Origin of the sequence: Curtobacterium sp. MCBA15_005 (assembly GCF_001864855.1) — a bacterium.
In the GTDB taxonomy this organism is placed as follows: Bacteria; Actinomycetota; Actinomycetes; order Actinomycetales; family Microbacteriaceae; genus Curtobacterium; species Curtobacterium flaccumfaciens.
The window spans coordinates 167,611-193,246 of sequence record NZ_MJGL01000089.1 but is presented as its reverse complement, the minus strand read 5'-3'; the positions used below and the strand labels follow the sequence as shown (position 1 = coordinate 193,246).

Sequence of the window (25,636 nt, the reverse complement as noted above, 5' to 3'; positions counted from 1 at the left end):
GGGCTGGGGTCGGGGCGGGGCTGGGCTGGGGTCGGGGCGGGGCTGGGCTGGGCTGGGCTGGGCGGTTTCGGGCGCACCTGGTCGAATCGGGCGTACCTGGTCGGATGTTCTGACCCGGTACGCCCGAATCCACCAGGCATCGCACGCGTTCTGGGAAAGAACGGACAGGTTGCTGGGCGCGCCGACTCTGCACCGGGTCAGATCGGGCGTACCTGGTCGAATCGGGCGTACCTGGTCGGATGTTCCGCCCCGGTACGCCCGAATCCACCAGGCATCGCACGCGTTCTGGGAAAGAATGGACAGGCCGAGGCGCCCGCCGACCCTGCGCCGGGTCAGATCGGGCGTACCGGGTCGAATCGGGCGTACCCGGTCGGATGTTCCGCCCCGGTACGCCCGAATCCACCAGGCATCGCACGCGTTCTGGGAAAGAACGGGCAGGCCGCCGGGAGGCCCGGCGTAGCGTCCGGCGCATGACCCGCGCCGTCCTCGTGTCCAGTACAGCCCCGCCCACCGTCACCGACGTCGACCTGCCGGATCCGGCCGAGGGCGAGGCCCTCGTCGACGTCACGTACTCGAGCGTCAACTACAAGGACGGCCTGGCCCTCGCACGGAACCCCGGTGTCGCCCGGCTCGATCCACTCGTGCCGGGGATCGACGTCGTCGGCACGGTGTCGGGGCTCGGGCCGGGCGTGCACGAGGTCGCGATCGGTGACCGGGTGGTGTTGAACGGCGCTGGCCTGGGTGAGACCCGGCACGGGGGCTGGGCAACGCAGGCCGTGGTGCCGTCCGGGTCGCTCGTCGTACTGCCCGAGGCGATCGACGACTCGTTCGCGGCGGCCATCGGCACCGCGGGGTTCACGGCGATGCTCAGTGTGCTGGCGTTGGAGCGCTTCGTCGCGCCGGACGACGGGCCGGTGCTGGTGACCGGGGCATCCGGCGGGGTCGGCACCGTGGCGATCGCGCTCCTCGCGGCGCGCGGGTACCGGGTCACGGCGTCGACCGGTCGCGCAGCCAACACGGACTCGCTCCGCCGACTCGGGGCCACCGAGGTGGTCGACCGCGGCACCCTGTCCGAGCCGGGCAAGCCGATGCAGCGTGCCACCTGGGCCGGAGCGGTGGACAGCGTCGGCGGGGCCACGCTGGCGAACGTCCTGGCATCGACCCGGTGGGGCGGTGCGGTGACCGCGTGCGGGCTGGCGCAGGACTCAGTGCTGCCGACGACCGTGCTGCCGTTCATCCTGCGGTCGGTTTCGCTGCTCGGGATCAACTCCGTCGATGCCCCGCTCGAGCTCCGACGTCGAGCGTGGGACCGGCTCGCGACCGACCTCGACGCGGCGCTCCTGGCTGACGTCACCCGCACGGTCACGCCCGAGCAGGCCATCGAGGTGGGGGCCGAGGTCGTCGCAGGCCGGGTGCACGGCCGGACGGTCGTCGCCGTGGCGGGCTGATCCGGGATGTTTCCCGAGCGGTTGATTTAGCAAACGTTTGCATATTGGCACGCTAGGATTTCGAGTGTCGATTTCGTCCTCGAGGAGATGACATGCCGGTCCCCAAGTCCACCGTGGAGAGCTCTCCCCGGAAGCTCCTGCGCGACGTCGTCTACGACAAGATGCTCGCGGCCCTGCGCGATGGCACGCTGCAGCACGGCGAGCGCCTGAACGACGACGAGCTGGTCCAATGGCTGGGTGTGAGTCGCACCCCGATCCGCGAGGCGATCGCGAAGCTCGTCGACATCGGCCTGGTCGAGATGGAGGCGAACCGGTACACCCGTGTCGCCACCCCGACCTTCGAGGACTGGGTCATCGCGACCCGCGCGACCGCCGGGTTCTTCGAGCTCAGCCTGCGCTGGGGCGTCCCCGAGTACAGCGACGAGGACGTCGAAGCCCTCACCGTGCTGCTCGACAAGGCCGACCGCATGCGCAAGGTGCGGGACTACGGCTTCAGCGGTGCCCTCACCGAGATCATCGAGTTCGCCGTCGAGCACTCCGGGAACCCCCTGGTGCAGAACGCGGCCGTCGGCGCCATGGAGCGGGTCCGCTTCACGCTCAACCCCACGCCGGCGTTCGAGCAGTACGGGTCCGAGGCGTTCTTCTCGATCCTGCGTGAAGCGCTCACCGAGCGCGACGGCGAAGGCGCTGCCGAGGCCGGACGAGCCCTCACCCGCAACTTCGAACAGCACATCGAGGCGGTCCGCGCCGACCGCGGCTGACCCGTGGCCGCCGGCGAGTGGGGTGACCCGTGGGCGTCGGTGAACGACGACGCCTACGCCGCCTTGCTCGCCCACGTCCGATCCGGTCCGGGGGATGCCGTCGTGGTCGACGTCGACCACCTCGCCGTCACGCAGGCGGCGCCTCGAGCACGACTGCGTGCCGCGGCCGTCCGCCTGCAGGACCTCGGGCTGTTCACGCTCCGGAGCGACGGGTCCTGGGAGTACGACGGACTCTCCGACGAGGACATCTCGGACGGGTACGACCTCTGGGTCGCCCTGATGGGTCCGGCGATGCGGGCGACCCTGCCGGTGCTGGCGGACGACCTCCTGCAGCGCCTCGGCACCGCCGTCGCCCGCACACGATCGCTCGCGGCACTCCGGCAGCCCGAGTACCGCGCGGCGTTCGCGACCACGGCCCAGTTCTGGTTCGAGCACTGCCCGAACGGCCTCGTCCGATCGTTGGGCGTCCAGGCGTTCGAACGGCTCCGGTGGGCGAGGTTCCCGAACCAACCCTGGACCGTCCCGCAGCTCGACCCGTGGCTGGCCGCGGTCGAGCGTGTCGCCGCGGGCCGTGGGACCGACGACGTGGACACGGCGGTCGACGAGCTCTCCGCGCTCTTCGAGGTGCAACGCCGAAACGCCGGGATCCCGCGATCCTCCGGCCTCGCCGCATCCGCCACCGGGCACCGTCGGTCGGCTACGGAGCGGTCGCTCCTGCGGGACATCCGCACCGGTGCCCTCCCCGTCGGCTCGACGCACGCGTTCCGGAGCCTGGTCACGCGGACCGGCTCGCCCCCGGCCAGGGTCACCGACGCCCTGAGGAGCCTCGCCGACCTCGCCCTGGTCGAGGACGACCACGGGCTGGTGCGGATCGCCGAACCGTCGCTCACGGCGTGGCGGGACGCGATGGAGCTGCTCGCCGGACTGTTCACCGCAGCTGCTCGCCGACTGCTCCCGGCGCTCGACGGTGAGGCGCTCGAGGAGTTCCACGACCTCGTCGAGCGTGCCCGTACCGACGGCGAGGTCCGAGACCACCGCTACACGGACAGCGCCTTCGCCGTCAGCCGGTTCTTCGCCGAGCGCTCCGGCAACCGGTGGGAACGAGGAGCCCTGCGCCTCGCGATCGGCCGGCTCGTGTACGCGCTGCCCGAGGCCCCCGCGTTCCGGCAGTGGGACGCCGGAGCGCTCTGGTCCGCCCTCGACGCCGCTGCGGGCAGCGGTGAACCGGTGGCCGCCCGGACGGCCGCCGAGCTCTTCGTCGACGTCGCACGGGCGCACGTGGACGACGTCACGGCGCGGTGGGGCACGATGGGGTCATGACCGACGCGCACGACGACGTCCTGATCCACGCCACCGGGGTCCGCGTCACGCGCTCCGGCCGCGACCTGCTGCACGACGTCGACCTGACCGTCCGGCGCGGGGAGCACTGGGCGCTGCTCGGACCGAACGGTGCCGGGAAGTCCACGCTGCTCGCCGTCCTCGGCGCGACCGGACACCCCACCGCCGGCACGGTCGAGGTCCTGGGCCGCCGCCTCGGACGCGTCGACGTCCGCGAACTCCGGGAGCACATCGGCCACGTCGACCCCCGGCACCGGATGCTGTCGCCGCTCGCGGTGCTCGAGACGGTGCTGACCGGGCTGACCGGCACGACGGACCTCATGATGCGGTGGGAGCCCTCGGCCGAGCAGGTCGCGCTGGCCGAGCAGCACATCGCCGACGTCGGGCTCAGCGCACGACGGGACGCCCGCTGGCCGGTGCTGTCGCAGGGTGAGCGGGGACGCGCCCTCATCGCCCGCGCTCTGATGTCCGAACCCCAGCTGCTGCTGCTCGACGAGCCGGCGACCGGCCTCGACGTCGCCGCACGGGAGCACCTGCTCGAGACCGTCGACGCGCTGCGGCACCGGCACCCCGAGCTGGGGAGCGTCATGGTGACCCACCACCTGGAGGACCTGCCGGCCTCGACGTCGCACGCGATGCTGCTCCGTGACGGCGCCGTCGTTGCCCAGGGCACCTCGGACGAGGTCATCACGTCGTCGGCGGTGTCGCACGCGTTCGACTTCCCGCTCGCGATCCTGCGGTCGGAAGGGCGCTGGGCGGCACGCCGATCCGCCTGACGCGTGCTTGAATGGCCGTTCAGTGTCCGCGGCCCGTGTCGGGGAGGGACCCCGGCACCGCACCACGGTGTCACGCCGCGGACCGTCACCAGGGGGAACCATGACGAACACGCCGCCGCCCTACCCGGGGTCCGAGCCGCAGCCGAACGACGGGCAGCCGAACACGGGCCAGCCGACCGGCCAGCAGTACCCGCAGCAGCCCGCCGGCCAGCCCCAGCAGCAGCCCGCCGGCCAGCCCTACGCGCAGCAGCAGCAGCAGCCGCCCGTCGGCCAGCCGTACCAGCAGCAGCAGCCCGCCGGCCAGCCCTACCAGGCCCCGGCCGGAGCCGCTCCCTACGCACCCCCGCCCAAGTCGTCGTCCCGCGGCAAGCGCGTCCTGATCTCGGTGCTCGGCGTCGTCGTGGCCGTGGTGGTGGCGTTCCTCGTCCGCCAGGGCCTCAACGCGGCCTTCAGCGACTCCACGGAGGAGAAGGTCTCGAAGGCCGTCGAGCAGATCCGCGAGCAGAGCGACCTGCCCAAGCAGGTCGACTCCGTCACGACGTGGACCGGGATCGAGGCCGAGGGCGCCGCGATCCACTACGACTACACGGTGTCGTCGAACGTCGACCCGGCCTCGATCACCGAGGGGGCCATCCGCGACGCCGTCGGGCCGAACCTCTGCTCGAACAGCGAGACGAAGAAGCTGCTCGACGAGGACGTCGACATGCGGTACACCTACAAGTTCGAGGGCTCGTCGAAGACCGTCGACACGACCTTCACGAAGGCCGACTGCTCCTGAGCCCCGACGCCCGTCACGCGGTCGCGGCGGCAGCAGCCTCCGCGCCCGTCACGCGGTCGCGGCGGCAGCAGCCCTCGCGGCCGCGGGCAGGGCGTCGAGGATCCGTCCGACCGCGCGGTCGTCGTGTGCGGCCGTGACGAACCACGCCTCGAAGACGCTCGGTGGCAGGGTCACCCCGGCGTCGAGCATCGCGTGGAAGAACGGCGCGTAGCGGAACACGTCCTGCGCCCGCACGTCGTCGTAGTTCCGCGGTGCCTGCTCGGTGAACGCGAACGAGAACAGGTTGCCGGCGCGCTGCACGGTGTGGGCGACGCCCTCGGCCGACAGGGCGTCCGACGTGGCCGCGGAGATGACCGCAGCCGTGCGGTTCAGCGACTCGTACACGGACGGCGTCGCGGCCCGCAGCGTGGCGATGCCGGCGGCGACGGCCAACGGGTTCCCCGACAGGGTTCCCGCCTGGTACACCGGACCGAGTGGGGCGAGGAAGTCCATGACCTCACGCCGACCGCCGAGTGCGGCGAGGGGCATGCCACCGCCGATGACCTTGCCGAACGTGATGAGGTCGGGCTTCCACCCGGCACCGTCCGGCACGACCTTCGACGCCTCGAGGCCCCACCAGCCGGCAGCACCGACGCGGAACCCGGTCAGGACCTCGTCGACGATGAGCAGGGCCCCGTGCGACCGGGTGATCTGCGCCAGGGCACGGTTGAAGCCGCGCTCCGGTGCCAGGACGCCCATGTTCGCGGCGGCGGACTCGACGATGACGGCGGCGATGCGCTCGGAGTGCTCGTCGAAGGCCCGGCGGACGGCGTCGAGGTCGTTGTACGGCAGTACGAGGGTCTGCGCCGCGGTCTCGGCGGTGATGCCCGCACTGCCCGGCATGGCCAGGGTCGCGACGCCCGAGCCGGCCTCGGCCAGCAGGGAGTCCGAGTGCCCGTGGTAATGCCCGGCGAACTTCACGAGCAGGTCGCGACCGGTGTAGCCGCGGGCCAGCCGGATCGCCGTCATCGTGGCCTCGGTGCCGGTCGACACCATCCGGAGCTTCTCGATGGGGCCGTCGCCGTCCACCGACACCCGCTGCTTCACCAGTTCGGCAAGCTCGGTCTCACCGGGGGTCGACGCCCCGAACGACAGCCCGCGCGCGGCGGCCTGCTGCACCGCCTCGACCGTGCCGGGGTGGGCGTGCCCGAGGATCGCGGGGCCCCACGACGCGACGAGGTCGACGTACTCGCGACCCTCGGCGTCGGTGACGTAGGCGCCCTTCGCGGACACCAGGAACCGCGGGGTGCCACCGACCGACCCGTAGGCGCGGACCGGGGAGTTCACACCACCCGGGATCGCGTTCTTGGCACGGCCGAACAGCTGGTCGTTCGTGGTCATTCGGGGGCCTTCCCGGTCGAGGCGATGCCGGCGACGTCCGCGGTGCTGCCCGAGGTGCGGAGGCCCGCTTCCTCGTTGAGCTTCCGCGCGATGTCGACGGCGAAGTAGGTCAGGATCGCGTCGGCACCGGCGCGCTTGATGCCGACGAGCGACTCCATCGCGGCGGCGTCGCGGTCGATCCACCCGTTCTGCGCTGCTGCGGTGATCATCGCGTACTCGCCGGAGATCTGGTACGCCCAGACCGGGACCGGCGAGGTCGCAGCGGTCTCGGCGAGCACGTCGAGGTAGCTCATCGCGGGCTTCACCATCACGATGTCGGCGCCCTCGTCGACGTCGAGCTCGACCTCGCGGAGCCCCTGCCGACCGTTCGCGGCGTCGATCTGGTACGTCCGGCGGTCGCCGACGAGCGACGACGACACGGCCTCGCGGAAGGGCCCGTAGAACGCCGAGGCGTACTTGGCGGCGTAGGCGAGCAGCGCGGTCCCGCTGTGTCCGGCGCCGTCGAGGGCGTCACGTGCGGCGGCAATCTGGCCGTCCATCATGCCGCTCATGCAGACGAGCTCGGCACCGGCTTCGGCCTGCGCGACCGCCATGTCGCGGTAGCGCAGCAGGGTGGCGTCGTTGTCGACGGAGCCGTCGGCTGCCAGCACACCGCAGTGTCCGTGGTCGGTGAACTCGTCGAGGCACAGGTCGGACTGCACCACGAGGGCATCCCCCACCTCTTCCTTGGCCACCCGGATGGCCACGTTGAGGATGCCGTCGGGGTCGGTCGCGCCGGAGCCGGTGGCGTCCTTCGTGGTCGGGACGCCGAACAGGTTCACGCCACCCACACCGACCGACGCGGCGTCGACCAGCGCGCGGCGGAACGAGTCGAGGGAGTGCTGCTGCACCCCCGGCATGCTCGAGATGTCCACGGCGTCGGTCGCGCCTTCGCGGATGAACATCGGCAGCACGAGCTCGGCCGGGTGGAGCCGGGTCTCGGCCACGAGTCGTCGCATCGCGGGGGTGGCGCGGAGCCGACGGGGGCGGACCTGGGGGAAGCGTCCAGTCACGGGTGACCTTCCTGGTGGGGGGTGGTTGGGTTCAGTGCCTCGACGACGGCGTCGAGCAGGGCTTCTGCGGACCTGGTGCCTCCGACCGCGTGCACGGGCAGTCCGGCCGCACGGGCGTCGGTCGCGGTCCCGGGGCCGATGCAGGCCACGATGGTGCGGGGGTCGAGCGGCGTCATCCGGCGGGCGATCTCGCGGGCGACGCTGCCGCTCGTCACGAGCACCGCAGCGGGCGTCGTCTCGAGGGTGATCGGCTCGTCGCCGGTCCCCACGGTACGGTACGCGACCACGTCGTCCACGTCGATGCCGCGGGCACGGAGGCCGTCGACGAGCGTGGGTGCGGCGATCTCGGAGCGGGGGAACAGCACGGTGCCGTCGGTGTCCGGCAACTCCTGCACCAGGCCGGCGGCGGACGTCTCGGTCGGCACCAGGTCGACGACCCAGCCCGCAGCGCGCGCGGCACGGGCGGTCGGCTCGCCGACCGCAGCGACGCGCACCCCGGCCGGGAGGCCCGCCACGCGTTCCGACAGGACCGTCACGGCCGTCGCACTGGTCACCACCACCCATGCGTAACCAGCCACAGGGGTTCGGTTACCGACAGCAACGGGCGATCCGGGCCTCCCGACCGCACCGGAGGCGACCAGGCGGCGGACCGCAGCGTCGAGTGCGGAGGGGTCGGACGGCGGAACGTCCGTGATGAGGGGGACGACGACGGGCGCGAGCCCACGGGCCCGCGCTGCTTCGGCGACCCGGTCCCCCCACGCACCGCCACGCGGGACGAGGACGACCGGGGGTCGCGCCTCGTCCGTCGCGGTGGTGGAGGGTTCCGTGGTGACCGCCTACTCGGCCGGCGTCGCGAGGCCGGGACCCGCGGTGTACGGCCCGTCCGTGGTGTCCTCGGCGACGGTGGTCGCCAGGTCGGCGAGGTCGGCAGCGCCGTTCTCGAGCAGCTCGGTCGCCACGCGGCCGCCGACTGCGAGCGCCTCGTCGAGACGCTCCTGCGCCGACCCGTCGAGCACGGCCGCGTGCGACGCGGTGCGGTACTCGGTGCCGTCGGGGCGGTAGACGGTCGCGGACACGAGCAGCAGTTCGGCGTCCACGACGGCCGTCGCACCGATCGGGGCGGAGCAGCCGGCCTCGAGCTTGGCGAGGACCTCGCGCTCGGCCGTCACCGTCAGGCGGGTGGGCGCGTGCTCGATCTTGCGGAGTGCGGCGAGCAGCCCACGGTCGGTCTCGTCCGAGCGGATCTCCACCGCGAGCGCGCCCTGTCCGGGAGCACTCGGCCAGAAGCCGAGGTCGAGCAGTTCCGTGGCGGCCGACAGGCGGTCGATGCGCCCGAGGCCGGCGGCGGCGAGCACCACCGCGTCGAGGTCGTCGTCCACCCGGCCGAGGCGGGTGTCGATGTTGCCGCGGATGTCGACCACGTCGAGGTCGGGGCGCTGCGCACGGAGCTGCGCGGCACGGCGAGGCGAACCCGTGCCGACCTTCGCGCCCTCGGGCAGGGTGTCGACGGTGGCGCCGTTCCGGGCGACGAGGACGTCACGGGCGTCCGCACGCTTCGGCACGGCACCGATCGTCAGGCCCGGGTACGGCGCGGTCGGCAGGTCCTTGAGCGAGTGCACGAGCACGTCGACCTCGCCCGCGACGAGCGCTTCACGCAGGGCGCTGGCGAAGACACCCGTGCCGCCGAGCGACGCCAGGGAGGCACGGTTCGTGTCGCCCTCGCTCGTGACGGTGACGAGTTCGACGGGCCGACCGGCCGCCTTCGCCAGGCGGTCGGCGACGTCCTGCGACTGCGCGACCGCGAGCCGGCTGGCACGGGTGCCGAGCCGGATCGGGGTCGGGCCGTCGGGCTCGGTGGCGCTGGGGTCGTTCACGGTCGTGTCGGTCACGGAGCGACGCCCGCGGCGGCGGGCTTGAACCCCGCTCGCACGTTCTCGCAGCACCCCGGACGGCACACGTCGTACCAGGGGCCGATGTCGGTCATGTGCGGGCGCTCGGCCTTGGGCGTGCCGTTGACCCGCTCGAGCACCAGGTCGACGAGACCGGACACGTAGGCCGGGTCGATGCCGGGGGTCTGCGTGCGGAGCGACCAGAAGCCGAGCTCACCGGCGGTCTCGGTGGCTTCCTCGTCGAGGTCCCACATGACCTCCATGTGGTCGCTGACGAAGCCGAGCGGGACGATCAGCACGGCACGCGTCGGGCCGCCCTTGAGGTCCTCGTTCATGTAGTCGTTGATGTCGGGCTCGAGCCACGGCTGCGTCGGGGGGCCGGAGCGCGACTGGTAGACGAGCTTCCAGGCGGGCTTCGACGTGCCCTGCAGGTGGGCGTGCTCGGGCTGCTCGAGGAGCTCGGCCCAGGCCTGGTCGAGGACGACCTCGCCGACGGCCAGGTGCTGCGCCTCGTACGCGCCGTGCTCGTCGAACCCACGGTAGTCGGGGCCCGAGCGGGCGGCGTCGGTCGAGGGGATGGAGTGCGTCGAGAAGAGCACCTGCAGCTCGGTCGCGACGTCGAGGCCCTCGTTCTCGGCGATCGCGCGGGCCATGCCGTCACGGACGCCGTCGATGAACGGGCGGACGAAGCCCGGGTGGTCGAAGAACTGACGGATCTTGTCGATCTGGATGGTGTCGATCAGACCGGTCTCGTTGAGCACGCGGGCGTAGTCCTCGCGGTACTGCCGGCAGCTCGAGAACGACGAGTACGCGCTCGTGGCGATGGCGACGAGCTTCGTGTAGCCCTTGTCCGCCGCCTCGGTGAAGGCTTCTTCCAGGTAGGGCTCCCAGTTGCGGTTGCCCCAGAGGACCGGCATGTCGATGCCGCGCGACGCCAGCTCGGCCTCGAGCGCGGCCTTGAGCGCACGGTTCTGCGCGTTGATCGGGCTCACGCCGCCGAAGTGGCGGTAGTGGTGCGCCACCTCTTCGAGACGCTCGTCCGGGATCCCGCGGCCGCGGGTGACGTTGCGCAGGAAGGGGATGACGTCGTCCTGGCCCTCGGGGCCACCGAAACCGGCGAGCAGGATCGCGTCGTAGGCGGTCGGGGTCTCGACGTGCTCGGGACCGGACGCCGCCGCGGGGGTGGCGGCGAGGACCTGGCCGTTCGTGATCATGCTGGTGTCGGTCATGACAGCACCTCCGGGAGTTCGGCGGTCGTCACGCGACGACCCGTGAAGAAGGGGACCTCTTCGCGCACGTGCATGCGCGCTTCGGTGTAGCGGAGATCGCGCATCAGGTCGACCAGGTCGACGAGGTCCGGGCTCTCGAGCGGCAGGATCCACTCGTAGTCGCTCAGGGCGAAGGTCGCGATGGTGTTCGTGAGCACGCGGCGGTACTTCGCGCCGGCGATGCCGTGGTCGCGGAGCATCTTCGAGCGCTCCTCTTCCGGCAGCAGGTACCACTCGTAGGAGCGGACGAACGGGTACACCGTGATCCACGCCTCGGGGTCCTTGCCGCGCAGGAACGCGGGGGTGTGCCGCTTGTTGAACTCGGCCTCGCGGTGCATGGCCATCACGTGCCAGACCGGCTCGGCGTCCTGGAACAAGCCGGTGCGACGGATCTCGCGCAGCACGGCCTGGATGGCCTGCGCGTCGTCGCCGTGCAGCCAGACCATGACGTCGGCGTCGGCACGGAAGGCCGAGACGTCGTAGAAGCCACGGGTCGTGACCCCACGCTCGGCGGCGCTGGCGATCACGGTGTCGAGTTCGGCCACGGCGTCGTCGCCGACGCGGTGGACCGGACCGAGGGGCCGGCGGAACACTGCCCAGAGGGCGTAGGCCGTCAGCAGGTTCGGGTCGATCCCGGAGTCCGGGTGACCGGTCTCGGCGGGTTCCGTGTGTGGGTGGTCGTGCGCGGGCACGGGCCCGGTGTTCGTGGGCGCGTCGGAGCTCATGGATCCATTGTCCTATCGGTTGCCAGGGTGTTGGCCGCCCCGCATCCGGTGGACCGCGCTCGGGCGGTCTACCGCCGTCGGAGCACCATCACGACGATACCCCCGACCACCGCCACGCCGGCTGCGAGACCGGCCAGGTAGGGCACCGGCTTCTCGTCGAGACCACGCTTGAACTTCGACGCCGCGATCCCGATCTGCTTCGGGACGTTGAGCTTGTCCTCGATCGCGTCGAGGGTGTCGAACAGCTGGGCGCGGGTCGCGGCGACGCGAGCAGCGAGATCGTCGTGCGGGTCGGTCACGGTTCCTCCGTCGGTGGTGCGGCTGTCGGGGCTGTCGGCGCTCAGGAGCGGCCGTCGACGTCCGGCTTGCGGCTGCCGTACTGCGTCGGCGGGGTCGGCTTCTTGCCGAGGCCCTTCACCGCGTTGATGTCGTCCTTGACGCTGGCGATCGTGCGCTTCGGCGTGATCGGCAGGCCCTTCTTCAGGCGCTTCCAGCCGACCAGGCCGAGGATCGCGGCGATGATCAGCATCACCACGGCCACCACCAGTGCAGCCAGCCACGCCGGCATCACGGTCGCCAGGCCCATCACGGCTGCGGTCAGCAGGACGCCGATCGCGTAGAGCACGACGACGAGCGCACCGACCAGCAGACCGGCTGCGAGACCGAAGATCTTCGCCTTCGCCAGCATCTCGGCCTTGAGCAGGTCGATCTCGCCCTTGACCAGGCCCTTGACGAGCTTCGGGACGTCACCGACCAGGCCGAACAGCGAACGCGACTTGCGATCGCGGGTGTCGGTCATGAGGTGGTGGTGTCCTTCTTCTGGCCGACCTTGCGGACGGCCTTCTTGGTCGTCTCACCGATGAACTCGGCGACGTCCGGGGTCTTGTCGGCGATGAAGTCCTCGGCGACGTGCACGCCCTTCTGGACGCCGTTGCTGTTCCAGACCTTGCCGCTGACGGTCTTGATCTGCTCGTACCGCGCCCGTCCGGCTCGCGATCCCAGGACGTACCCGAGTGCGGCGCCGGCGACGAACAGGAGCTTTCCGCGCATGTGCGATTCCTCCGTGCATTGGTTGTGCGGTGGTCATGCACCGAACGGAATACGTCCGGCGGTCTGACCAACAGTAGCCCTCGGGGGCTGCGCGGTCCGCTCAGGAACCGAGGATCTCGTCGGCTGCCGTCCGAGCGGCGGCGATGATGCCCGCCAGGCCCCGTCCGGTCGAGGCCTCACCGATGCCGACGACGCCGTCGGCCAGCCCTGCCGCGGTGAGGTCCGGTCCGTACCAGCCGACGCGTGCGGCGCCGCTGACGCGGTCAGCCGTGATCGGCACACCGAGCAGCGTGGACGCGTCCTGCAGCGCGCGGCTGCCGACGGGGTCGGTCGGGTCGACCGGGAGGCTCGTGGCCCCGCCCGCAGAGTCCGTCGCGGTGGTCGCGTAGCTGAGCCGCAGGACGTGGCGTCCGTCCGCCACGTCGGCCAGCCACGGCCACTTCACCGTCGCGTGCGTGAGGGCCTTCGCCGACACCGCCTGGGCGTCGGGGTGCACGAGCATCCCCGTGCCACGCGGGGCGGCGTCGAGCTCCGGCTGGTCGACGACGAGCGTGACGAGCTGGATACCGGTCCGGTCGGGGGCGGCGGTGCGCTCCGGGTCGGCGACGGAGGACAGGGTGTGCTGGGCCGGCAGCCGTTCGGTCGTGCCGTCGGCGCTGACGATCTCGACCGCGTGCGCCTCGATGCGGGTCGCTCGGGTGTGCAGCCGGACGTCCACCCCGTAGGTCTCCATGTCGGCGACGAGCTCGTCCACCAGACGCACCGTCCCACCGCGGATCCCCTGCACCGGGGTGCCGGCGGCCGCGCGTGCCCGCAGCGACAGGACGGCCCGGGCGAGTGAGCCCTCGCGGAGCAGTGCGGCGCGCAGGCCCGGAGCCACCCGGTCGGGGTCGAGCTGGTCGGGGTGCGTGGAGTGGACGCCACCGGCGATCGGCACCACGAGGTCGTCGAGCACCCGCTCCCCCATGCGTCGACGGACGAGTTCGCCGAGCGACGAGGCCTTGGCGCCCACCGGTGCCGGCAGCAGCGAGTCCATCTGGGCGCGCAGCCCGCCCTTCTGCCCGACCACGGCCAGCACGTCGGCGGCCATCGGGGTGCTCGGGATGCCGAGGAGCCCGGTCGCCGGGATCGGGGAGGTCCGGCCGTCGCGGGTCATCAGCCAGGCGCCGCGCGGGTCGGGGGCGACGACGTCGTTGCCGAGCCCGAGCTCGATCGCCAGGCGGCCGACGGCGTCCGTTCGGGTGGCGAAGGAGTCCGCCGCCATGTCCAGGTCGATCCCGCCGACGGTGTGCCGACGGATCATGCCCCCGAGCTCGCCCGAGGACTCGACGAGCACCACGTGGGCACCGCCCTTGGCGAGGTCACGGGCGGTGACGAGCCCGGCGATCCCGCCGCCGACCACGACGACGTCGGTCACGCGTCGGCTCCGTCCTGCGCTGCACCGTCGTCCGCGCGGCCGTCGCCGAGCGAGTGGACCAGTTCGACCACCCGGGTCAGGACGGCCGGGTCGGTCTCGGGCGGGACCCCGTGGCCGAGGTTCACGACGTGGGCCCGTGCGGCACCGCCCCGACGGACGACGTCGCGGACGTGCGCTTCGAGGACATCCCACGGCGCCGAGAGCATCGCCGGGTCGATGTTGCCCTGCACGCTGACGCCGGTGCCGACGCGCTGGACCGCCTGGTCGAGCGGCAGGCGCCAGTCGACCCCGACCGCGTCGACGCCGACGGTGTCCGTGCCGAAGGTCGTCATGTCGGCCAGGACCTCGCCGCTGCCGACGCCGAAGTGGATGCGCGGCACCCCGAGCTCGGCGACGTGCGACATCGCCTGGGCGGAGTGCGGGGCGACGGACCGGACGTAGTCGGCGCGGGACAGCGACCCGACCCACGAGTCGAAGAGCTGCGCGGCCGAGGCCCCGGCGAGCACCTGTGCCCGGAGGAACATCCCGGACACCTCGGCGGCCCAGGCGAGCAGCCGCGACCAGGTCTCGGGGTCGGCGTGCATGAGCGTGCGGGCGCGGATGTGGTCCTTGGACGGGCCGCCCTCGACCAGGTAGGCGGCGAGGGTGAACGGCGCCCCCGCGAAACCGATCAGCGGGGTGTCGCCGAGCTGCTCGACCGTGCGTCGGACGGCCTGCTCGATGGGGGCGAGGGCCGCGGGGTCGAGCTGCTCGAGGGCGTCGACGTCGGCGGGGGTGCGGATCGGCGACGAGAGCACCGGGCCACGACCGGGGACGATCTCGACGTCCACACCGGCGAGCTTGATCGGCACGACGATGTCGCTGAAGAAGATGCCCGCGTCGACCCCGTGCCGACGGACCGGCTGCAGGGTGATCTCCGACGCCATCTCCGGGTCGAGGCACGCGTCGAGCATGGCTGTGCCGATCCGAAGCTCCCGGTACTCCGGAAGGGACCGTCCGGCCTGCCGCATGAACCACACCGGGAGCGTCTCCGGACGGTCACCCCGCAGGGCCCGTACCAGGCGGGAACCACTCGTCCGCCCTGATGCCAGGGGGTGGGAGTCGGGGAGGGATGTGGTCGTCGCTTCGGTCACCGGATGATTCTCCCATCGAGCGCGTTACCATTGACTACGTGCTCATCTGTCTCACGGCGTCGCATCGCAACGCCAGCTTCGATCTCCTGGAGCGACTGAGCATCGGTGCACCCGCGGCAGCCAGCCGACTCGTCACGGATGCCGGCGTCCTGGACGGTGCCGTGGTGCTCGCCACCTGCAACCGCTTCGAGGCGTACCTCGACATCGCGGGCGACGAGAGCGACTCCGCCGTCTCCGCCACCGTGCAGGCCGTGGCCGCCGCGAGCGACCTGGACGCCACCGAGGTCCTGGACTCCGTCAACGTGCTGGACGGCAAGGACGTCGTGCAGCACCTGTTCGCCGTGTCGAGCGGACTCGAGTCCGTCGTCGTCGGCGAGACCGAGATCTCCGGGCAGGTCCGTCGCTCGCTCGAGGACGCCCGGTCGAACGGCACCACCACCTCGGACCTCGAGCGCCTGTTCCAAGAGGCCGCGCACACCTCACGCGGCGTCAAGACCCGCACGCGCATCGGCGCCGCCGGCCGGTCGCTCGTGCGCCTCGGCCTCGAACTCGCCTCGTCGCGGGTCACCGACTGGGCCCGCACCCGCGTGCTGCTCGTCGGCACCGGCAGCTACGCGGCCACCACCATCGCCGCCCTGCGTGACCGCGGCGCCACGAACATCCAGGTGTTCTCGCCCTCGGGCCGGGCGCCCTGGTTCGCCGCCAAGCACGACCTCGTCGCCGCCCGCGACCTGCGCCAGGCCATCGGCGAGAGCGACGTCCTGATCACCTGCACCTCGAGCGAGGTCCCGGTCGTCGCACCGGCCGACCTCGACGACGGGGTCCGCCGCATCGTCATCGACCTCGGGCTCCCCCGCAACGTGGACCCCGCGGCCGCCGGCGTCGACGGCGTCGAACTGCTCGACCTCGAGACGATCAGCATCCACGCCCCGATCTCCGAGCTGAACGCCGAGTCCGAGGCCCGCGCGATGGTCGACGACGCCGTGTCCCGGTTCCGCGCCCAGGCGATGGAGCAGTCGACGACCCCGGCGCTCGTGGCGTTCCGCAAGCACGTGTTCGACATCCTCGACGACGAGATCGAGCGGGCCAAGCGCCGCGCGGACGCCGACGGCGAGTCCGTCGAGCACACCGAGCGGGCGCTCCGGCACCTGGTCGGCGTCCTGCTGCACCGTCCCTCGGTCCGCGCTCGTGAGCTCGGTCGCGCCGGTCGCGGCGAGGAGTTCGTCGGGGCGATCGACTCCCTGTACGGTGTCCGGCCCGCGGCCGAGCCGGAGCTACCGTCGCCGGTCGTCCCGCTGGCCGACCGCACGGCACTGGACCCGACCGCCTCGGATCGCGACGACCAGGCGGACGCGAGCTGAGCCTCCAGTCCGCTCCGCAACCACCCACGCTGCGCGTGAGTGCGCTGCTGCTGGTGCGTGACCGACGTGTCCTGATGGTGCGCGCCCGGGCGCGCGACGTGCTCTACCTGCCCGGCGGCAAGGCGGAGCCGCACGAGACCGACGTCGAGGCCGCGGTGCGCGAGGCGTACGAGGAGACCGGCCTGCGGCTCACCGCCGACGACGTCGACCCGTTCGGCGTCGTGCTCGAGCCCGCCCACGGGCAGGCTCCGGGGACCATGGTCGCGATGACGCTGTTCCTGGTCCGGCCGGGAGGCCCGCTGGACTCCGCCACGCCCGTCGCCTCGGCCGAGGTGGACGAGGTCGAGTGGGTCACCTCCGCCGACGCGGACCGCTGCCCGCCTGCGGGCGTGGAGACGCTCCGCCGTCTGGTGGCGGCGGAGCTCATCGACTGACCGTCACGCCCTGGGCGGAGCTGCCGGCACGTGCCTGGTCGGCGGCACGACGCCGGTGTCACCGGCCGGAGAGGCGAGACGGCGTTCCAGCAGTGCCAGCGCGCCGATCACGGCGTCTGCCTCGAAGACGCGGTTCCGCCGTCCCGCCGATCGTTGGGTCAGGACTCCACGCTCGACGAGGACCCCCAAGGCCGTGTTCGCGGCTTGCTCGCTCCGACCCGTCGCGGCGGCGAACGTCTGCGCGGTGAGCACCGGCATGCGGGGCGCGAGTTCGAGCGCCGACCACGCAGCGGAGTCAGAGCGGACTCCGGCGAGCGCAGATCGCCAGGACTCCTTGATCCGGACAAGCTCGTGCTCGAACTGCGTCATCCGGTCCACGACCTCGGCCATCGCCTCGGCGAAGAGCCGGACGAACTGCCCGACGGCACGCTGCGCTGGCTCCGATGCCGGCGGAGCGGTGGACCGGAACCGCTGAAGCCCCGCTTCGTAGTCGACAGCGCGGGTCGCCAGGACCAGGGACACCGGTGGAGACGACTCGACGGTCAGCCCCCGTGACCGCAGGACGGCGTGGATCAGTGCGCGTCCGATGCGACCGTTGCCGTCGGCGAACGGGTGGATCGTCTCGAACTGTGCGTGTGCAATGGCGGCGATGGCGATCGTCGGCAGCGTGCTCGAGTTCACGAACTCCACCAGGTCGTCGAGGAGCCCTGGCACCCGCTCCGGCACGGGAGGGACGAACGCCGCTGCGGCAGGCGTCGGTCCACCGATCCAGTTCTGGACCGCTCGGACGGTGCCCCCGACCTCGGGGGTCGTCGAGGCCTCCATCAGACGACGGTGCGCCTCGAGGAGCAGGTCGAGGGTCACCGGGTAACCCGGACCGACCGACTCGGTGAGGAAGGTCATGGCGTCGATGTTGCCGAGGACCTCGGTTGCGGTGCTCCACTGCCCGAACGGGCTCCGTCCGCGAGCCTCTTCTTCGAGCAGCTTCCGCGGGGAGACCTCGAGGCCCTCGATCATCGACGACCCGACAGCCTCGGCTCGGAGGAGCATCCGACCCAGTGCGTCTCCGCTGCCGAGCAGCGTGGATCTCGTCTCGGCTTCCGTCACCGCAGCGGTGGCCTCGAGCACGGCCGCTTGTTCGGTCGGTCCGAGCTCAACCGTTCGGCCCTGCAGCGGATCCGGCACGTAAGCGTCGAAGACCATCGGCATCCGGAAGGCGCGTGTCGTAGCTGCCGGGTTGCCCGTGCGCCGGATCGTCTCGTACGAAGCCATACATGGATCATCCCATGATCAAGGATGAGTGCCCATCCTTGATCATGGGATGCGTTCCGCTTGGGTTCGTCAGACCTTGTCGGTGTCGGTGTACTCGCCGACCTCGCCGTTCTGGGCCGGCTCGGCCTCGCCGGGGATGTCCGAGTCGACGTACTCGCCGTCGGGTCCGGTTCCGGTCGGACGCGTCTCACCGGGGATGTCGCTCGAGACGAACTCGCCGACGGGCTCCGTCGACTCGACGTGCTCCTCGCCCGGGATCTCGCTGTCCGTGAAGGCTCCGGCGCGGGGTTCGACCCCGTCCGCGCGACCCTCGTCGCCTCGTGCCTGTTCGTGCTTGCCCGTCATGTCCGACCTCCGCTGCTCGGGTTGCTTGCCTCGGAGTGTGCCCGTGGTCCCTGGACGCCGACCGAGCCGGATGCGGCGAGCGCCCTCAGCGACGAGCCGGGGCGTGCACGGCCTCGAGCACCTCGGTGCCCATGGTCCGCAGCGCCTCGACGACGGCCAACCGCCGCTGCAACGAGGCGTCGTCGAAGGTCACCGTCACGGCGTAGCTGACCGACGACCCGGGCCCCCGCAGGATCCCCGCCTCGGCCCGCACGCCGGTGCTCGACCCGGTGACCGCGACGACCTGCAGCCCGTGGTCGAGCGCACGGTGCGCCAGGGGGTCGAGCCCGAAGGACCCGGCGACCAGGTTCAGGTCACTCGCCAGGGACAACCAGCCGAGCACGCGGTTGGACACCGCCTCGTCGACGACCTCGCCGAGCGCCAGTCCGCGCATCACCCACGACAGCTCCCCGGTCGGTGCGACGGAGGCGTCGGGGGCGTCATCCGGGCCGCGGCGGTCCCGCACGCGGTCGATCAACGCCGTGCGCTCGATGCCCAGGGACTCCGCACGCTCCCGGACGGCGTCGATGCCCACGGTCGACAGCAGTGCGTTCATGGCCCAGGCGTCGGCGGTGGCCCCGACCAGGGTCGCCAGGTCGGGCACCTGCATGGTCGGCTCCTGCAGGAACTGCCACAGGCCGGCACCGGTCGCGGTGTCGCGGGCCATGCGCTGCAGGCGGTCACCGTGCAGGCGGCCGTCCTCGAGCTGGGCGGCGACCTCGATGAGCAGCAGGACACGGCCCAGGCTCGCGACCGGCTGCACCAGGGTGTCGTCGATCGCGAGCAGGGCCTTGCCGCTGGAGGTGTCGATCACCGAGGCGCTGACCCCGGCGCCCTCGAGCGCGAGGGCGCCGAGTGCCTCGGTGGTGGCGGTGAAGCGGTCGTCGGACCGGCCGCTGTGCCGCCCACGACCGCGGCCGCCACCTGCTGGGCGGTCGTCCGGTCGCCGGCGGCGCGACGACCGGGCCGCGTCCGGCTCCGTCATCACCAGATCGCGACGCGCTCGGCGGGGTCGAGGTACATCGCGTCCTGCTCGGTCACGCCGAAGGTGTCGTACCAGACGTCGATGTTCCGCACGACCTGGTTGCAGCGGAACTCGTTGGGCGAGTGCGGGTCGATGCTCAGCAGACGAGCCGCCTCTTCCGGGCGGATCGCCATGCGCCAGGCCTGTGCCCAGCTCAGGAAGAAGCGCTCGGCACCGGTGAGGCCGTCGACGACCGGGGGCTCCTGGCCGTCGAGCGACAGCAGGTACGCCTTCCACGCGATCGACAGGCCACCGAGGTCACCGATGTTCTCGCCGATCGTCAGGGCACCGTTCACGTGGCTGTCGGGCACCTCGGTCGGCACCAGGGCGTCGTACTGGGCGATGAGGGCCTTCGTGCGCTCCTCGAACGCCGCGCGGTCGGCCTCGGTCCACCAGTTCTCGAGCTTGCCGTCGCCGTCGTACTGCGACCCCTGGTCGTCGAAGCCGTGGCCGATCTCGTGGCCGATGACGGCCCCGATCGCGCCGTAGTTCGCGGCGGCGTCGCGGTTCGCGTCGAAGAACGGGAACTGCAGGATGGCGGCCGGGAACACGATCTCGTTGAAGCCGGGGTTGTAGTACGCGTTGATCGTCTGCGGGGTCATGAACCACTCGTCACGGTCGATCGGCTTGCCGATCTTGCCGAGCTCGCGGTCGACCTGGAACGAGGCGACCGCGCGGACGTTCGCGACCAGGTCGTCGGCACGGACGGGCAGCGCCGAGTAGTCGCGCCACTTCACCGGGTAGCCGATCTTCGGCGTGAACTTGTCGAGCTTGTCGAGCGCACGGGCACGGGTCTCGTCGGTCATCCAGTCGAGCGCGGTGATGCTCTGCCGGTACGCCTCGACCAGGTTGGCGACGAGGTCGTCCATCTTGGCCTTCGAGGTCTCGTCGAAGTGCTCCTGCACGTAGATGCGGCCGACGGCCTCGCCCATCGCGCCCTCGACCAGCGAGACGCCGCGCTTCCAGCGGTCGCGCTGCTTGGGCGCACCGGTGAGTGCGGTGCCGTAGAACGAGAAGTTCGTGGCCGAGAACGCGCTCGTCAGGTACGCGGCGGAGCCACGGATGACCTGCCAGCGCAGCCAGTCCTTCCAGACCTCGAGCGGCTGGTCGTTCAGCAGGTCGGCCAGGCCGGTGATGAACGAGGGCTCGCGCACCACGACGGTCTCGAACGCGCCGGCCGGGGCGTCGATGGCCTGCCACCAGGTCTGCAGGTCGACGCCCTTCGCGAGCGCGGCGACCTCGGCCCAGGGCAGCTTGTTGTAGGTCTTCTGGCTGTCGCGGGTCGTGACGTTGTCCCAGTGCTGGGCGGCGAGCGCCGTCTCGAGCGCGATGACGTGCTCGGTGCGAGCGCCGCCGTCGTCGAGGCCGGCGAGCGGGAACATCGCTGCGACGAACTCGCGGTACTTCTCGCGGATGTCGGCGAAGCGCTCTTCGCGGTAGTACGACTCGTCGGGCAGCCCGAGGCCGGACTGCTCCAGGAACACGACGTAGGACTCGGGGTCGCCCGGGTCGTTGTCGACGAAGAGCTGCAGGAAGCTCGGCAGGCCGATGCGCTCGAAGCGGCCGACGGCGGCGATGACCTCGGGCACGGACTGGATCTCGGTGATCTCGGCGAGCAGGTGCTCGATCGGTGCGGTGCCGAGCTCCTCGAGCCGGGCTTCGTCGGTGAACGAGGTGAAGAGGTCACCGACCTTGCGCTCCTCGGTGCCGGGGGCGGCCTGCTGCGAGCGCTCGATGATGTCGCGCACAGCGATCTCGGCGGCTTCGGCCAGCACCGTGAAGGAGCCGTACCGGGCCTTGTCGTCGGGGATCGGCGTCGCCTCGATCCAGGTCCCGTTCACGTGGCGGTACAGGTCGTCCTGGGGGCGCACCGCGGGGTCGAGTTCGTCAGTGTGGATGCCGGAGGCACGTGCGACGTCGGTCATGCGGTCCACGATAGCCACCGACCCCATGGGGCAGGTCGATCCGGGTCGTCACCGGCGCACGGCTGCCGGTACGGTCATCGCATGGGACTTCCGTGGAAGCTGCACGGAGACGGCAAGACCGTCTCCGCGACGACGATCGTGGCACCCGACGAACGGCTCACCTGGCCCCGGACGATCGGCCTCGGGGTGCAGCACGTCGTCGCGATGTTCGGCGCCACGTTCCTGGTGCCGCTGCTGACCGGGTTCCCACCGTCGACCACGCTGCTGTTCAGCGGCATCGGCACGATCCTGTTCCTGCTCATCACGGGCAACCGCCTGCCGAGCTACCTCGGCTCGTCGTTCGCGTTCATCGCCCCGATCGGTGCGGCGACCAAGATCGGCGGCATCCCGCTCGCCCTGTCCGGCATCATCGTCGTCGGTGCGCTGCTCGCGATCGTCGGGCTCGTCGTGCACCTGGCCGGTGCCGGCTGGATCGACCGGCTGATGCCCCCGGTGGTCTCCGGCGCGATCGTCGCCCTGATCGGCTTCAACCTGGCTCCGGCGGCCCGCGACAACTTCACGGCGGCCCCGGTCATCGCGCTCATCACCCTGGCGGCGATCATCCTGGTCACCGTCCTGTTCAAGGGCCTGATCGGCCGGCTGTCGATCGTCATCGGTGTGCTCGTCGGCTACGTCGCGGCGCTCATCGGCGGCCAGGTCGACTTCTCGAAGGTCGACGCAGCACCGTGGATCGGTCTGCCGGAGTTCACCGCTCCCGCCTTCGACCCGTCGCAGCTCGCGATCTACCTGGCGTTCGTGCCGGTCGTCCTGGCACTGGTCGCCGAGAACGTCGGCCACGTCAAGGGCGTCGGGCAGCTGACCGGCCGTGACCTCACGCCGCTCACCGGTCGCGCGCTCTTCGCCGACGGCATCTCGACCGTCCTGGCGGGCGTCGGCGGCGGCTCCGCCACCACCACCTACGGCGAGAACATCGGCGTCATGGCCGCCACCCGCGTCTTCTCGACCGCCGCCTACTGGGTCGCCGCCATCGCGGCCGTCCTGCTCGGTCTGTCACCGAAGATCGGCGCCGTCATCTCCTCGGTGCCGGCCGGCGTGCTCGGCGGCGCCACCACCGCGCTCTACGGCCTGATCGGCGTCATCGGCATCCGGATCTGGGTCGAGAACCGCGTCGACTTCTCGAAGCCGAAGAACCAGCTGACGGCCGGCATCGCCCTGATCATCGGCATCGCCGACTTCACGTTCCGCTTCGGCCAGGCGAGCTTCGGCGGCATCATCGTCGGCACAATCGCCGCGATCGTCGTCTACCACGTGATGGACGTCATCGGCCGGGCCCGTGGCACCGACGAGCCGTCGACCGAGGTCGCCGACCCCGCACACGCCGCCACCGGCGCCGTTCCCGCGGAACCACGCGCCGACTGACGCGAGTGGTCGGCCGGAAAGCGCGTCCGGCCTGACGACGTGGGACCACCGGACTGGAGGCCCGTGGCGGACACGGCCACGGGCCTCCAGTCCGTCGTGGCGTTGCGTCCACCCCGCCCGGCGACGACGACGGGTCGGCATCGCCGACAGAATGGGCCGGTGCACCGACCGACGCCACCCGCTGTGACCGCTGAGCGGCGCGCGGTCGACCGCGACATCGTGCGGCTGGCGGTGCCCGCGCTCGGAGCGCTCGTGGTCGAGCCGCTGTTCCTGCTGACCGACACCGCGCTCGTCGGGCACCTCGGGGCGACACCGCTGGCGGCCGTCGGGCTCGCGAGCGCCGTGCTGTCGACGGTGACCGGGCTGCTGGTGTTCCTGGCGTACTCGACGACCCCGGCCGTGGCACGGGCGCTCGGTGGTGGCGACCGTCGCGGAGCCGTGCACGCGGGCATCGACGGGATGTGGCTCGCGCTCGTGCTGGGGGTGGTGCTGGCGCTGGTCGGGTGGCCGCTCGCCGGGCCGCTCGTCGACCTGTTCGGCGCCTCGGCCGAGGTGTCGGCCGCGGCGACCGCGTACCTGACCATCTCGCTGATCGGGCTGCCGGGCATCCTGGTCGTGACCGCCTCGACCGGGCTGCTGCGTGGGCTGCAGGACACGAAGACCCCGCTCGTCGTCGCGACCATCGGGTTCGTCGCGAACGGGCTGCTCAACGCCGTCCTGATCTACGGCGCCGGCTGGGGTGTCGAGGGATCCGCCGCCGGCACCGTCATCGTGCAGTGGGCGATGGCCGTCGTCTACGTGCGCATCGCGGTGCGGGCCGCTCGGTCGTCGGGGGCGCCGCTGCGACCCGGCGCCTCGGGCGTCGCACGGGCCCTCCGGTCGGGGGCATGGCTGTTCATGCGGACAACGTCGCTGCGGATCGCGATGCTCGCGACCGTCGGGGCCGCTGCCGGGCTGGGGACCACCGGGCTGGCGACGACGCAGGTCGGGCTGACCGTCTTCTCGACGCTGGCGTTCGCGCTCGACGCCCTGGCGATCGCCGGGCAGGCGCTCGTCGGACACGGACTCGGCGGACGCGACCCAGAGCGGGTGCGACTGGTGACGCGACGGCTCGTGCTGCTCGGGATCGCCGGCGGTGTGCTGCTCGGGGTGCTGACCCTGGCGGTGAGCGGCGTGCTCGGGCCGGTGTTCTCGGACTCGCAGGCGGTGCGGGACGCCCTGCCCGTCGTGCTGGTGCTCATCGCCGTCGGGATGCCCGTCGCCGGGTACGTCTTCGTGCTCGACGGGGTGCTGATCGGCGCCGGGGACGCGCGGTACCTGGCCATCGCCGGAGGCCTCAACCTCGTCGTGTACCTGCCGCTGCTCTGGTGGGCCGGTGGGACGCTCGCGGGGTTGTGGGCGGCGTTCGCCCTCGGGTACATCGGGGTCCGGGCGGTGACGCTCGGGGTGCGGGCGCACCGGCGCGGCTGGGTGGAACAGGCGTTGGCGCGGTGAGCGGGTCTTCTCCGGCTGGGCCCGCTTCGTCTCCTGAGCCTGCTGTGTCTGCTTCTCCTGCGGCACCGTCGTCCTCGGTGGCTTCGTCGGCCGTGCTCGCCACGGTCGGCATCGGGGTGCAGGGTGTCGCGAAGCTGCTCGTGACCGTCGTCGTCGGTCGGGTGTTCGGCACCGAGACCCTCGGGCAGACCACGGCGCTGCTGTCGCTCTCGGTGTTCGTCGCGCTGCTCTGGCCGAACGCCGCGGGCAACACCGCGTCGCGGTTCCTGGCGATCGCGCTACGGGGTCGACGGTCGGACGCCGCGGTGAACCGGCTGCTCGGGGTGTCCATGCTGGTGTCGAGCGTGGTGCTCGCGGCGGTCACCGTGCCGATCGCGCTGGCCTGGGGCAACGGCCCCGGCATGGTGCTCGGTGGTGCCGCGGTCGTCGTCGGCTACGGCCTCTACTGCTACGCCCGCGGCGCGCAGCTCGGCTACGACCGGGCCCCGCGGGTCGCGCTCTGGGACTCCGTGACGAGCGTGCTGGCCCTCGGGTTGCTCGTGGTGGCGTGCGTCGCCCGCCTCGAGCCCTTCGTGCTGCTGCCCCTGGCCATCGGGTACACGGTGTTCGCGATCGCGTGCTGGCCCCGGGGCAACGGCTTCTCGCCGACTTCGCACGAACCCGCTGCGGGCGTGCTCGGGTTCGCGGCGTGGAACGTCCTGGCGGTGGTGACCTCGAACGGGTTGCTGCAGTTGACGATGATCTCGGCGCAGGTGACGTCGTCGGCGCACGACGCCGGTGTCTACGCCGCCGCGTTCACCCTGGCGACACCGGCGTCGATGCTCGGGCAGGCGTTGGGGCAGGTGCTCGTGCCGGCGTTCGCGCACCGGACCGATGGTGGATCGCTGCGCTCCCGCGGTGCGCTGCTGCTCGTCGTCGGGTTCGCTGCGGCATCCGCCGTCGTCTTCGGCCTGGTCGCACTGCTCGCCGGGTGGTTCCTGCCGATCGTCTACCCCGCCGAGGGCGCCGCTGCCGTCGCGGACCTGCGGTACCTCATGGTCGCGGTGTGGGTGTTCACCGTCGGGCTCGTGCCCGCCGCGTTGCTGCTCGCCGCTGGACGCTCACGTCAGGTCGCCCTCGCCTCGGTCGCCGGGTTCGTCGTCGGGGCTGGTCTCATGGCGGTGCTCGGACCCGTCGCAGGTGTCGCGGGTGGCACCACGGGGTTCTTGGTCGGGAGTGCGGTGAACCTGGTCGCGGTGGTGGGGCTCGGGGTGCGGCGGCGATCGCGATCTGCGATACCTGACTCCATTGATTGACAGCGTGGCACTC

Annotated in this window: 25 protein-coding genes; 10 read left to right on the top strand and 15 right to left on the bottom strand. The window is 71.8% G+C overall.

From position 1 onward, the window contains the following. Positions 1 to 470 precede the first annotated feature (470 nt). The 5 genes from BIU89_RS17585 (at position 471) to BIU89_RS17565 (ending at position 5,101) form a co-directional block, all read left to right on the top strand. Complete coding sequence (locus BIU89_RS17585; protein WP_071248895.1) at positions 471 to 1,448, top strand: MDR family oxidoreductase; 978 nt, start codon at positions 471 to 473, stop codon at positions 1,446 to 1,448. A 92-nt stretch (positions 1,449 to 1,540) separates the two neighbouring features. Next, the gene (locus BIU89_RS17580; RefSeq protein WP_071248894.1) at positions 1,541 to 2,209 is read left to right on the top strand and encodes a GntR family transcriptional regulator; all 669 of its coding nucleotides are present in this window, start codon (positions 1,541 to 1,543) and stop codon (positions 2,207 to 2,209) included. A 3-nt stretch (positions 2,210 to 2,212) separates the two neighbouring features. Continuing rightward, positions 2,213 to 3,529 carry a hypothetical protein gene (locus BIU89_RS17575; protein WP_071248891.1) on the top strand — a complete coding sequence of 439 codons (1,317 nt, stop codon included), beginning with the start codon at positions 2,213 to 2,215 and terminating at the stop codon, positions 3,527 to 3,529. Continuing rightward, complete coding sequence (locus tag BIU89_RS17570; protein WP_071248888.1) at positions 3,526 to 4,323, top strand: ABC transporter ATP-binding protein; 798 nt, start codon at positions 3,526 to 3,528, stop codon at positions 4,321 to 4,323. The genes BIU89_RS17575 and BIU89_RS17570 overlap by 4 nt, the downstream gene beginning before the upstream one ends. 100 nt (positions 4,324 to 4,423) lie before the next feature. After that, positions 4,424 to 5,101 (top strand): hypothetical protein, encoded by a 678-nt coding sequence (locus BIU89_RS17565; protein WP_071248885.1) that lies wholly within the window; start codon positions 4,424 to 4,426, stop codon positions 5,099 to 5,101. A gap of 48 nt (positions 5,102 to 5,149) precedes the next feature. Here BIU89_RS17565 and hemL read toward each other — a convergent pair whose 3' ends face one another. The 11 genes from hemL to hemE all read right to left on the bottom strand — a co-directional run bounded on the left by hemL (position 5,150) and on the right by hemE (position 15,015). After that, entirely contained in the window at positions 5,150 to 6,481 is a 1,332-nt protein-coding gene (hemL, locus tag BIU89_RS17560) for a glutamate-1-semialdehyde 2,1-aminomutase (protein ID WP_027467030.1), read from the bottom strand. After that, the gene (gene hemB, locus BIU89_RS17555) at positions 6,478 to 7,533 is read right to left on the bottom strand and encodes a porphobilinogen synthase (protein WP_269780227.1); all 1,056 of its coding nucleotides are present in this window, start codon (positions 7,531 to 7,533) and stop codon (positions 6,478 to 6,480) included. The genes hemL and hemB overlap by 4 nt, the downstream gene beginning before the upstream one ends. Beyond that, positions 7,530 to 8,111 carry a uroporphyrinogen-III synthase gene (locus BIU89_RS17550; protein ID WP_301580941.1) on the bottom strand — a complete coding sequence of 194 codons (582 nt, stop codon included), beginning with the start codon at positions 8,109 to 8,111 and terminating at the stop codon, positions 7,530 to 7,532. The genes hemB and BIU89_RS17550 overlap by 4 nt, the downstream gene beginning before the upstream one ends. 258 nt (positions 8,112 to 8,369) lie before the next feature. Next, positions 8,370 to 9,422, bottom strand: a complete 1,053-nt coding sequence (hemC, locus tag BIU89_RS17545; RefSeq protein WP_083404466.1) for a hydroxymethylbilane synthase — start codon at positions 9,420 to 9,422, stop codon at positions 8,370 to 8,372. Continuing rightward, positions 9,419 to 10,651: a ferrochelatase gene (locus BIU89_RS17540; RefSeq protein ID WP_027467028.1), complete on the bottom strand. Its 1,233-nt coding sequence runs from the start codon at positions 10,649 to 10,651 to the stop codon at positions 9,419 to 9,421. Before BIU89_RS17540 ends, hemC begins: the two co-directional genes overlap by 4 nt. After that, positions 10,648 to 11,415, bottom strand: coding sequence for a hydrogen peroxide-dependent heme synthase (gene hemQ, locus BIU89_RS17535; protein WP_254791701.1), 768 nt, complete (start codon positions 11,413 to 11,415; stop codon positions 10,648 to 10,650). The genes BIU89_RS17540 and hemQ overlap by 4 nt, the downstream gene beginning before the upstream one ends. A gap of 68 nt (positions 11,416 to 11,483) precedes the next feature. After that, on the bottom strand, positions 11,484 to 11,714 hold the full coding sequence (locus BIU89_RS17530; protein WP_027467026.1) for a DUF3618 domain-containing protein: 231 nt from the start codon (positions 11,712 to 11,714) through the stop codon (positions 11,484 to 11,486). A gap of 41 nt (positions 11,715 to 11,755) precedes the next feature. Beyond that, positions 11,756 to 12,214 carry a phage holin family protein gene (locus BIU89_RS17525; protein ID WP_071248880.1) on the bottom strand — a complete coding sequence of 153 codons (459 nt, stop codon included), beginning with the start codon at positions 12,212 to 12,214 and terminating at the stop codon, positions 11,756 to 11,758. Next, positions 12,211 to 12,465 carry a hypothetical protein gene (locus BIU89_RS17520; protein WP_017887727.1) on the bottom strand — a complete coding sequence of 85 codons (255 nt, stop codon included), beginning with the start codon at positions 12,463 to 12,465 and terminating at the stop codon, positions 12,211 to 12,213. Before BIU89_RS17520 ends, BIU89_RS17525 begins: the two co-directional genes overlap by 4 nt. A 100-nt stretch (positions 12,466 to 12,565) precedes the next feature. Further along, the gene (locus BIU89_RS17515) at positions 12,566 to 13,882 is read right to left on the bottom strand and encodes a protoporphyrinogen/coproporphyrinogen oxidase (protein ID WP_083404465.1); all 1,317 of its coding nucleotides are present in this window, start codon (positions 13,880 to 13,882) and stop codon (positions 12,566 to 12,568) included. Continuing rightward, entirely contained in the window at positions 13,879 to 15,015 is a 1,137-nt protein-coding gene (hemE, locus tag BIU89_RS17510) for a uroporphyrinogen decarboxylase (protein ID WP_071248877.1), read from the bottom strand. Before hemE ends, BIU89_RS17515 begins: the two co-directional genes overlap by 4 nt. 38 nt (positions 15,016 to 15,053) lie before the next feature. Here hemE and BIU89_RS17505 point away from each other — a divergent pair, with 38 nt between their 5' ends. Both BIU89_RS17505 and BIU89_RS17500 read left to right on the top strand, forming a co-directional pair. After that, positions 15,054 to 16,376: a glutamyl-tRNA reductase gene (locus BIU89_RS17505; protein WP_027467024.1), complete on the top strand. Its 1,323-nt coding sequence runs from the start codon at positions 15,054 to 15,056 to the stop codon at positions 16,374 to 16,376. Between the two features lie 35 nt (positions 16,377 to 16,411). Beyond that, positions 16,412 to 16,810, top strand: coding sequence for an NUDIX hydrolase (locus BIU89_RS17500; RefSeq protein ID WP_083404464.1), 399 nt, complete (start codon positions 16,412 to 16,414; stop codon positions 16,808 to 16,810). A gap of 3 nt (positions 16,811 to 16,813) precedes the next feature. Here BIU89_RS17500 and BIU89_RS17495 read toward each other — a convergent pair whose 3' ends face one another. From BIU89_RS17495 to BIU89_RS17480, 4 genes are all read right to left on the bottom strand, one after another. Further along, on the bottom strand, positions 16,814 to 18,082 hold the full coding sequence (locus BIU89_RS17495) for a Fic family protein (RefSeq protein ID WP_217642853.1): 1,269 nt from the start codon (positions 18,080 to 18,082) through the stop codon (positions 16,814 to 16,816). 69 nt (positions 18,083 to 18,151) lie between these two features. After that, a complete protein-coding gene (locus BIU89_RS17490; protein ID WP_071248871.1) occupies positions 18,152 to 18,427 on the bottom strand; it encodes a hypothetical protein in 276 nt (91 codons plus the stop codon). An 85-nt stretch (positions 18,428 to 18,512) separates the two neighbouring features. Next, positions 18,513 to 19,451: a serine hydrolase gene (locus BIU89_RS17485; RefSeq protein WP_071248868.1), complete on the bottom strand. Its 939-nt coding sequence runs from the start codon at positions 19,449 to 19,451 to the stop codon at positions 18,513 to 18,515. Continuing rightward, complete coding sequence (locus tag BIU89_RS17480) at positions 19,451 to 21,415, bottom strand: M13 family metallopeptidase (RefSeq protein ID WP_071248919.1); 1,965 nt, start codon at positions 21,413 to 21,415, stop codon at positions 19,451 to 19,453. The genes BIU89_RS17485 and BIU89_RS17480 overlap by 1 nt, the downstream gene beginning before the upstream one ends. Positions 21,416 to 21,496: 81 nt before the next feature. Here BIU89_RS17480 and BIU89_RS17475 point away from each other — a divergent pair, with 81 nt between their 5' ends. From BIU89_RS17475 to BIU89_RS17465, 3 genes are all read left to right on the top strand, one after another. Further along, the gene (locus tag BIU89_RS17475) at positions 21,497 to 22,834 is read left to right on the top strand and encodes a uracil-xanthine permease family protein (protein WP_071248865.1); all 1,338 of its coding nucleotides are present in this window, start codon (positions 21,497 to 21,499) and stop codon (positions 22,832 to 22,834) included. A gap of 183 nt (positions 22,835 to 23,017) precedes the next feature. Then, entirely contained in the window at positions 23,018 to 24,328 is a 1,311-nt protein-coding gene (locus BIU89_RS17470; RefSeq protein WP_071248863.1) for an MATE family efflux transporter, read from the top strand. Between the two features lie 77 nt (positions 24,329 to 24,405). Further along, complete coding sequence (locus BIU89_RS17465; RefSeq protein ID WP_071248861.1) at positions 24,406 to 25,623, top strand: lipopolysaccharide biosynthesis protein; 1,218 nt, start codon at positions 24,406 to 24,408, stop codon at positions 25,621 to 25,623. Positions 25,624 to 25,636 lie beyond the last annotated feature (13 nt).

Coding starts and splice junctions, on each gene's coding strand:
- BIU89_RS17585 (WP_071248895.1), top strand. CDS start 471: ATGACCCGCGCCGTCCTCGTGTCCAGTACAGCCCCGCCCACCGTCACC.
- BIU89_RS17490 (WP_071248871.1), bottom strand. CDS start 18,427: ATGACGGGCAAGCACGAACAGGCACGAGGCGACGAGGGTCGCGCGGAC.
- BIU89_RS17520 (WP_017887727.1), bottom strand. CDS start 12,465: ATGCGCGGAAAGCTCCTGTTCGTCGCCGGCGCCGCACTCGGGTACGTC.
- BIU89_RS17525 (WP_071248880.1), bottom strand. CDS start 12,214: ATGACCGACACCCGCGATCGCAAGTCGCGTTCGCTGTTCGGCCTGGTC.
- hemQ (WP_254791701.1), bottom strand. CDS start 11,415: ATGAGCTCCGACGCGCCCACGAACACCGGGCCCGTGCCCGCGCACGAC.
- BIU89_RS17580 (WP_071248894.1), top strand. CDS start 1,541: ATGCCGGTCCCCAAGTCCACCGTGGAGAGCTCTCCCCGGAAGCTCCTG.
- BIU89_RS17475 (WP_071248865.1), top strand. CDS start 21,497: ATGGGACTTCCGTGGAAGCTGCACGGAGACGGCAAGACCGTCTCCGCG.
- BIU89_RS17540 (WP_027467028.1), bottom strand. CDS start 10,651: ATGACCGACACCAGCATGATCACGAACGGCCAGGTCCTCGCCGCCACC.
- BIU89_RS17565 (WP_071248885.1), top strand. CDS start 4,424: ATGACGAACACGCCGCCGCCCTACCCGGGGTCCGAGCCGCAGCCGAAC.
- BIU89_RS17485 (WP_071248868.1), bottom strand. CDS start 19,451: ATGACGGAGCCGGACGCGGCCCGGTCGTCGCGCCGCCGGCGACCGGAC.
- BIU89_RS17480 (WP_071248919.1), bottom strand. CDS start 21,415: ATGACCGACGTCGCACGTGCCTCCGGCATCCACACTGACGAACTCGAC.
- BIU89_RS17570 (WP_071248888.1), top strand. CDS start 3,526: ATGACCGACGCGCACGACGACGTCCTGATCCACGCCACCGGGGTCCGC.
- BIU89_RS17495 (WP_217642853.1), bottom strand. CDS start 18,082: ATGGCTTCGTACGAGACGATCCGGCGCACGGGCAACCCGGCAGCTACG.
- hemL (WP_027467030.1), bottom strand. CDS start 6,481: ATGACCACGAACGACCAGCTGTTCGGCCGTGCCAAGAACGCGATCCCG.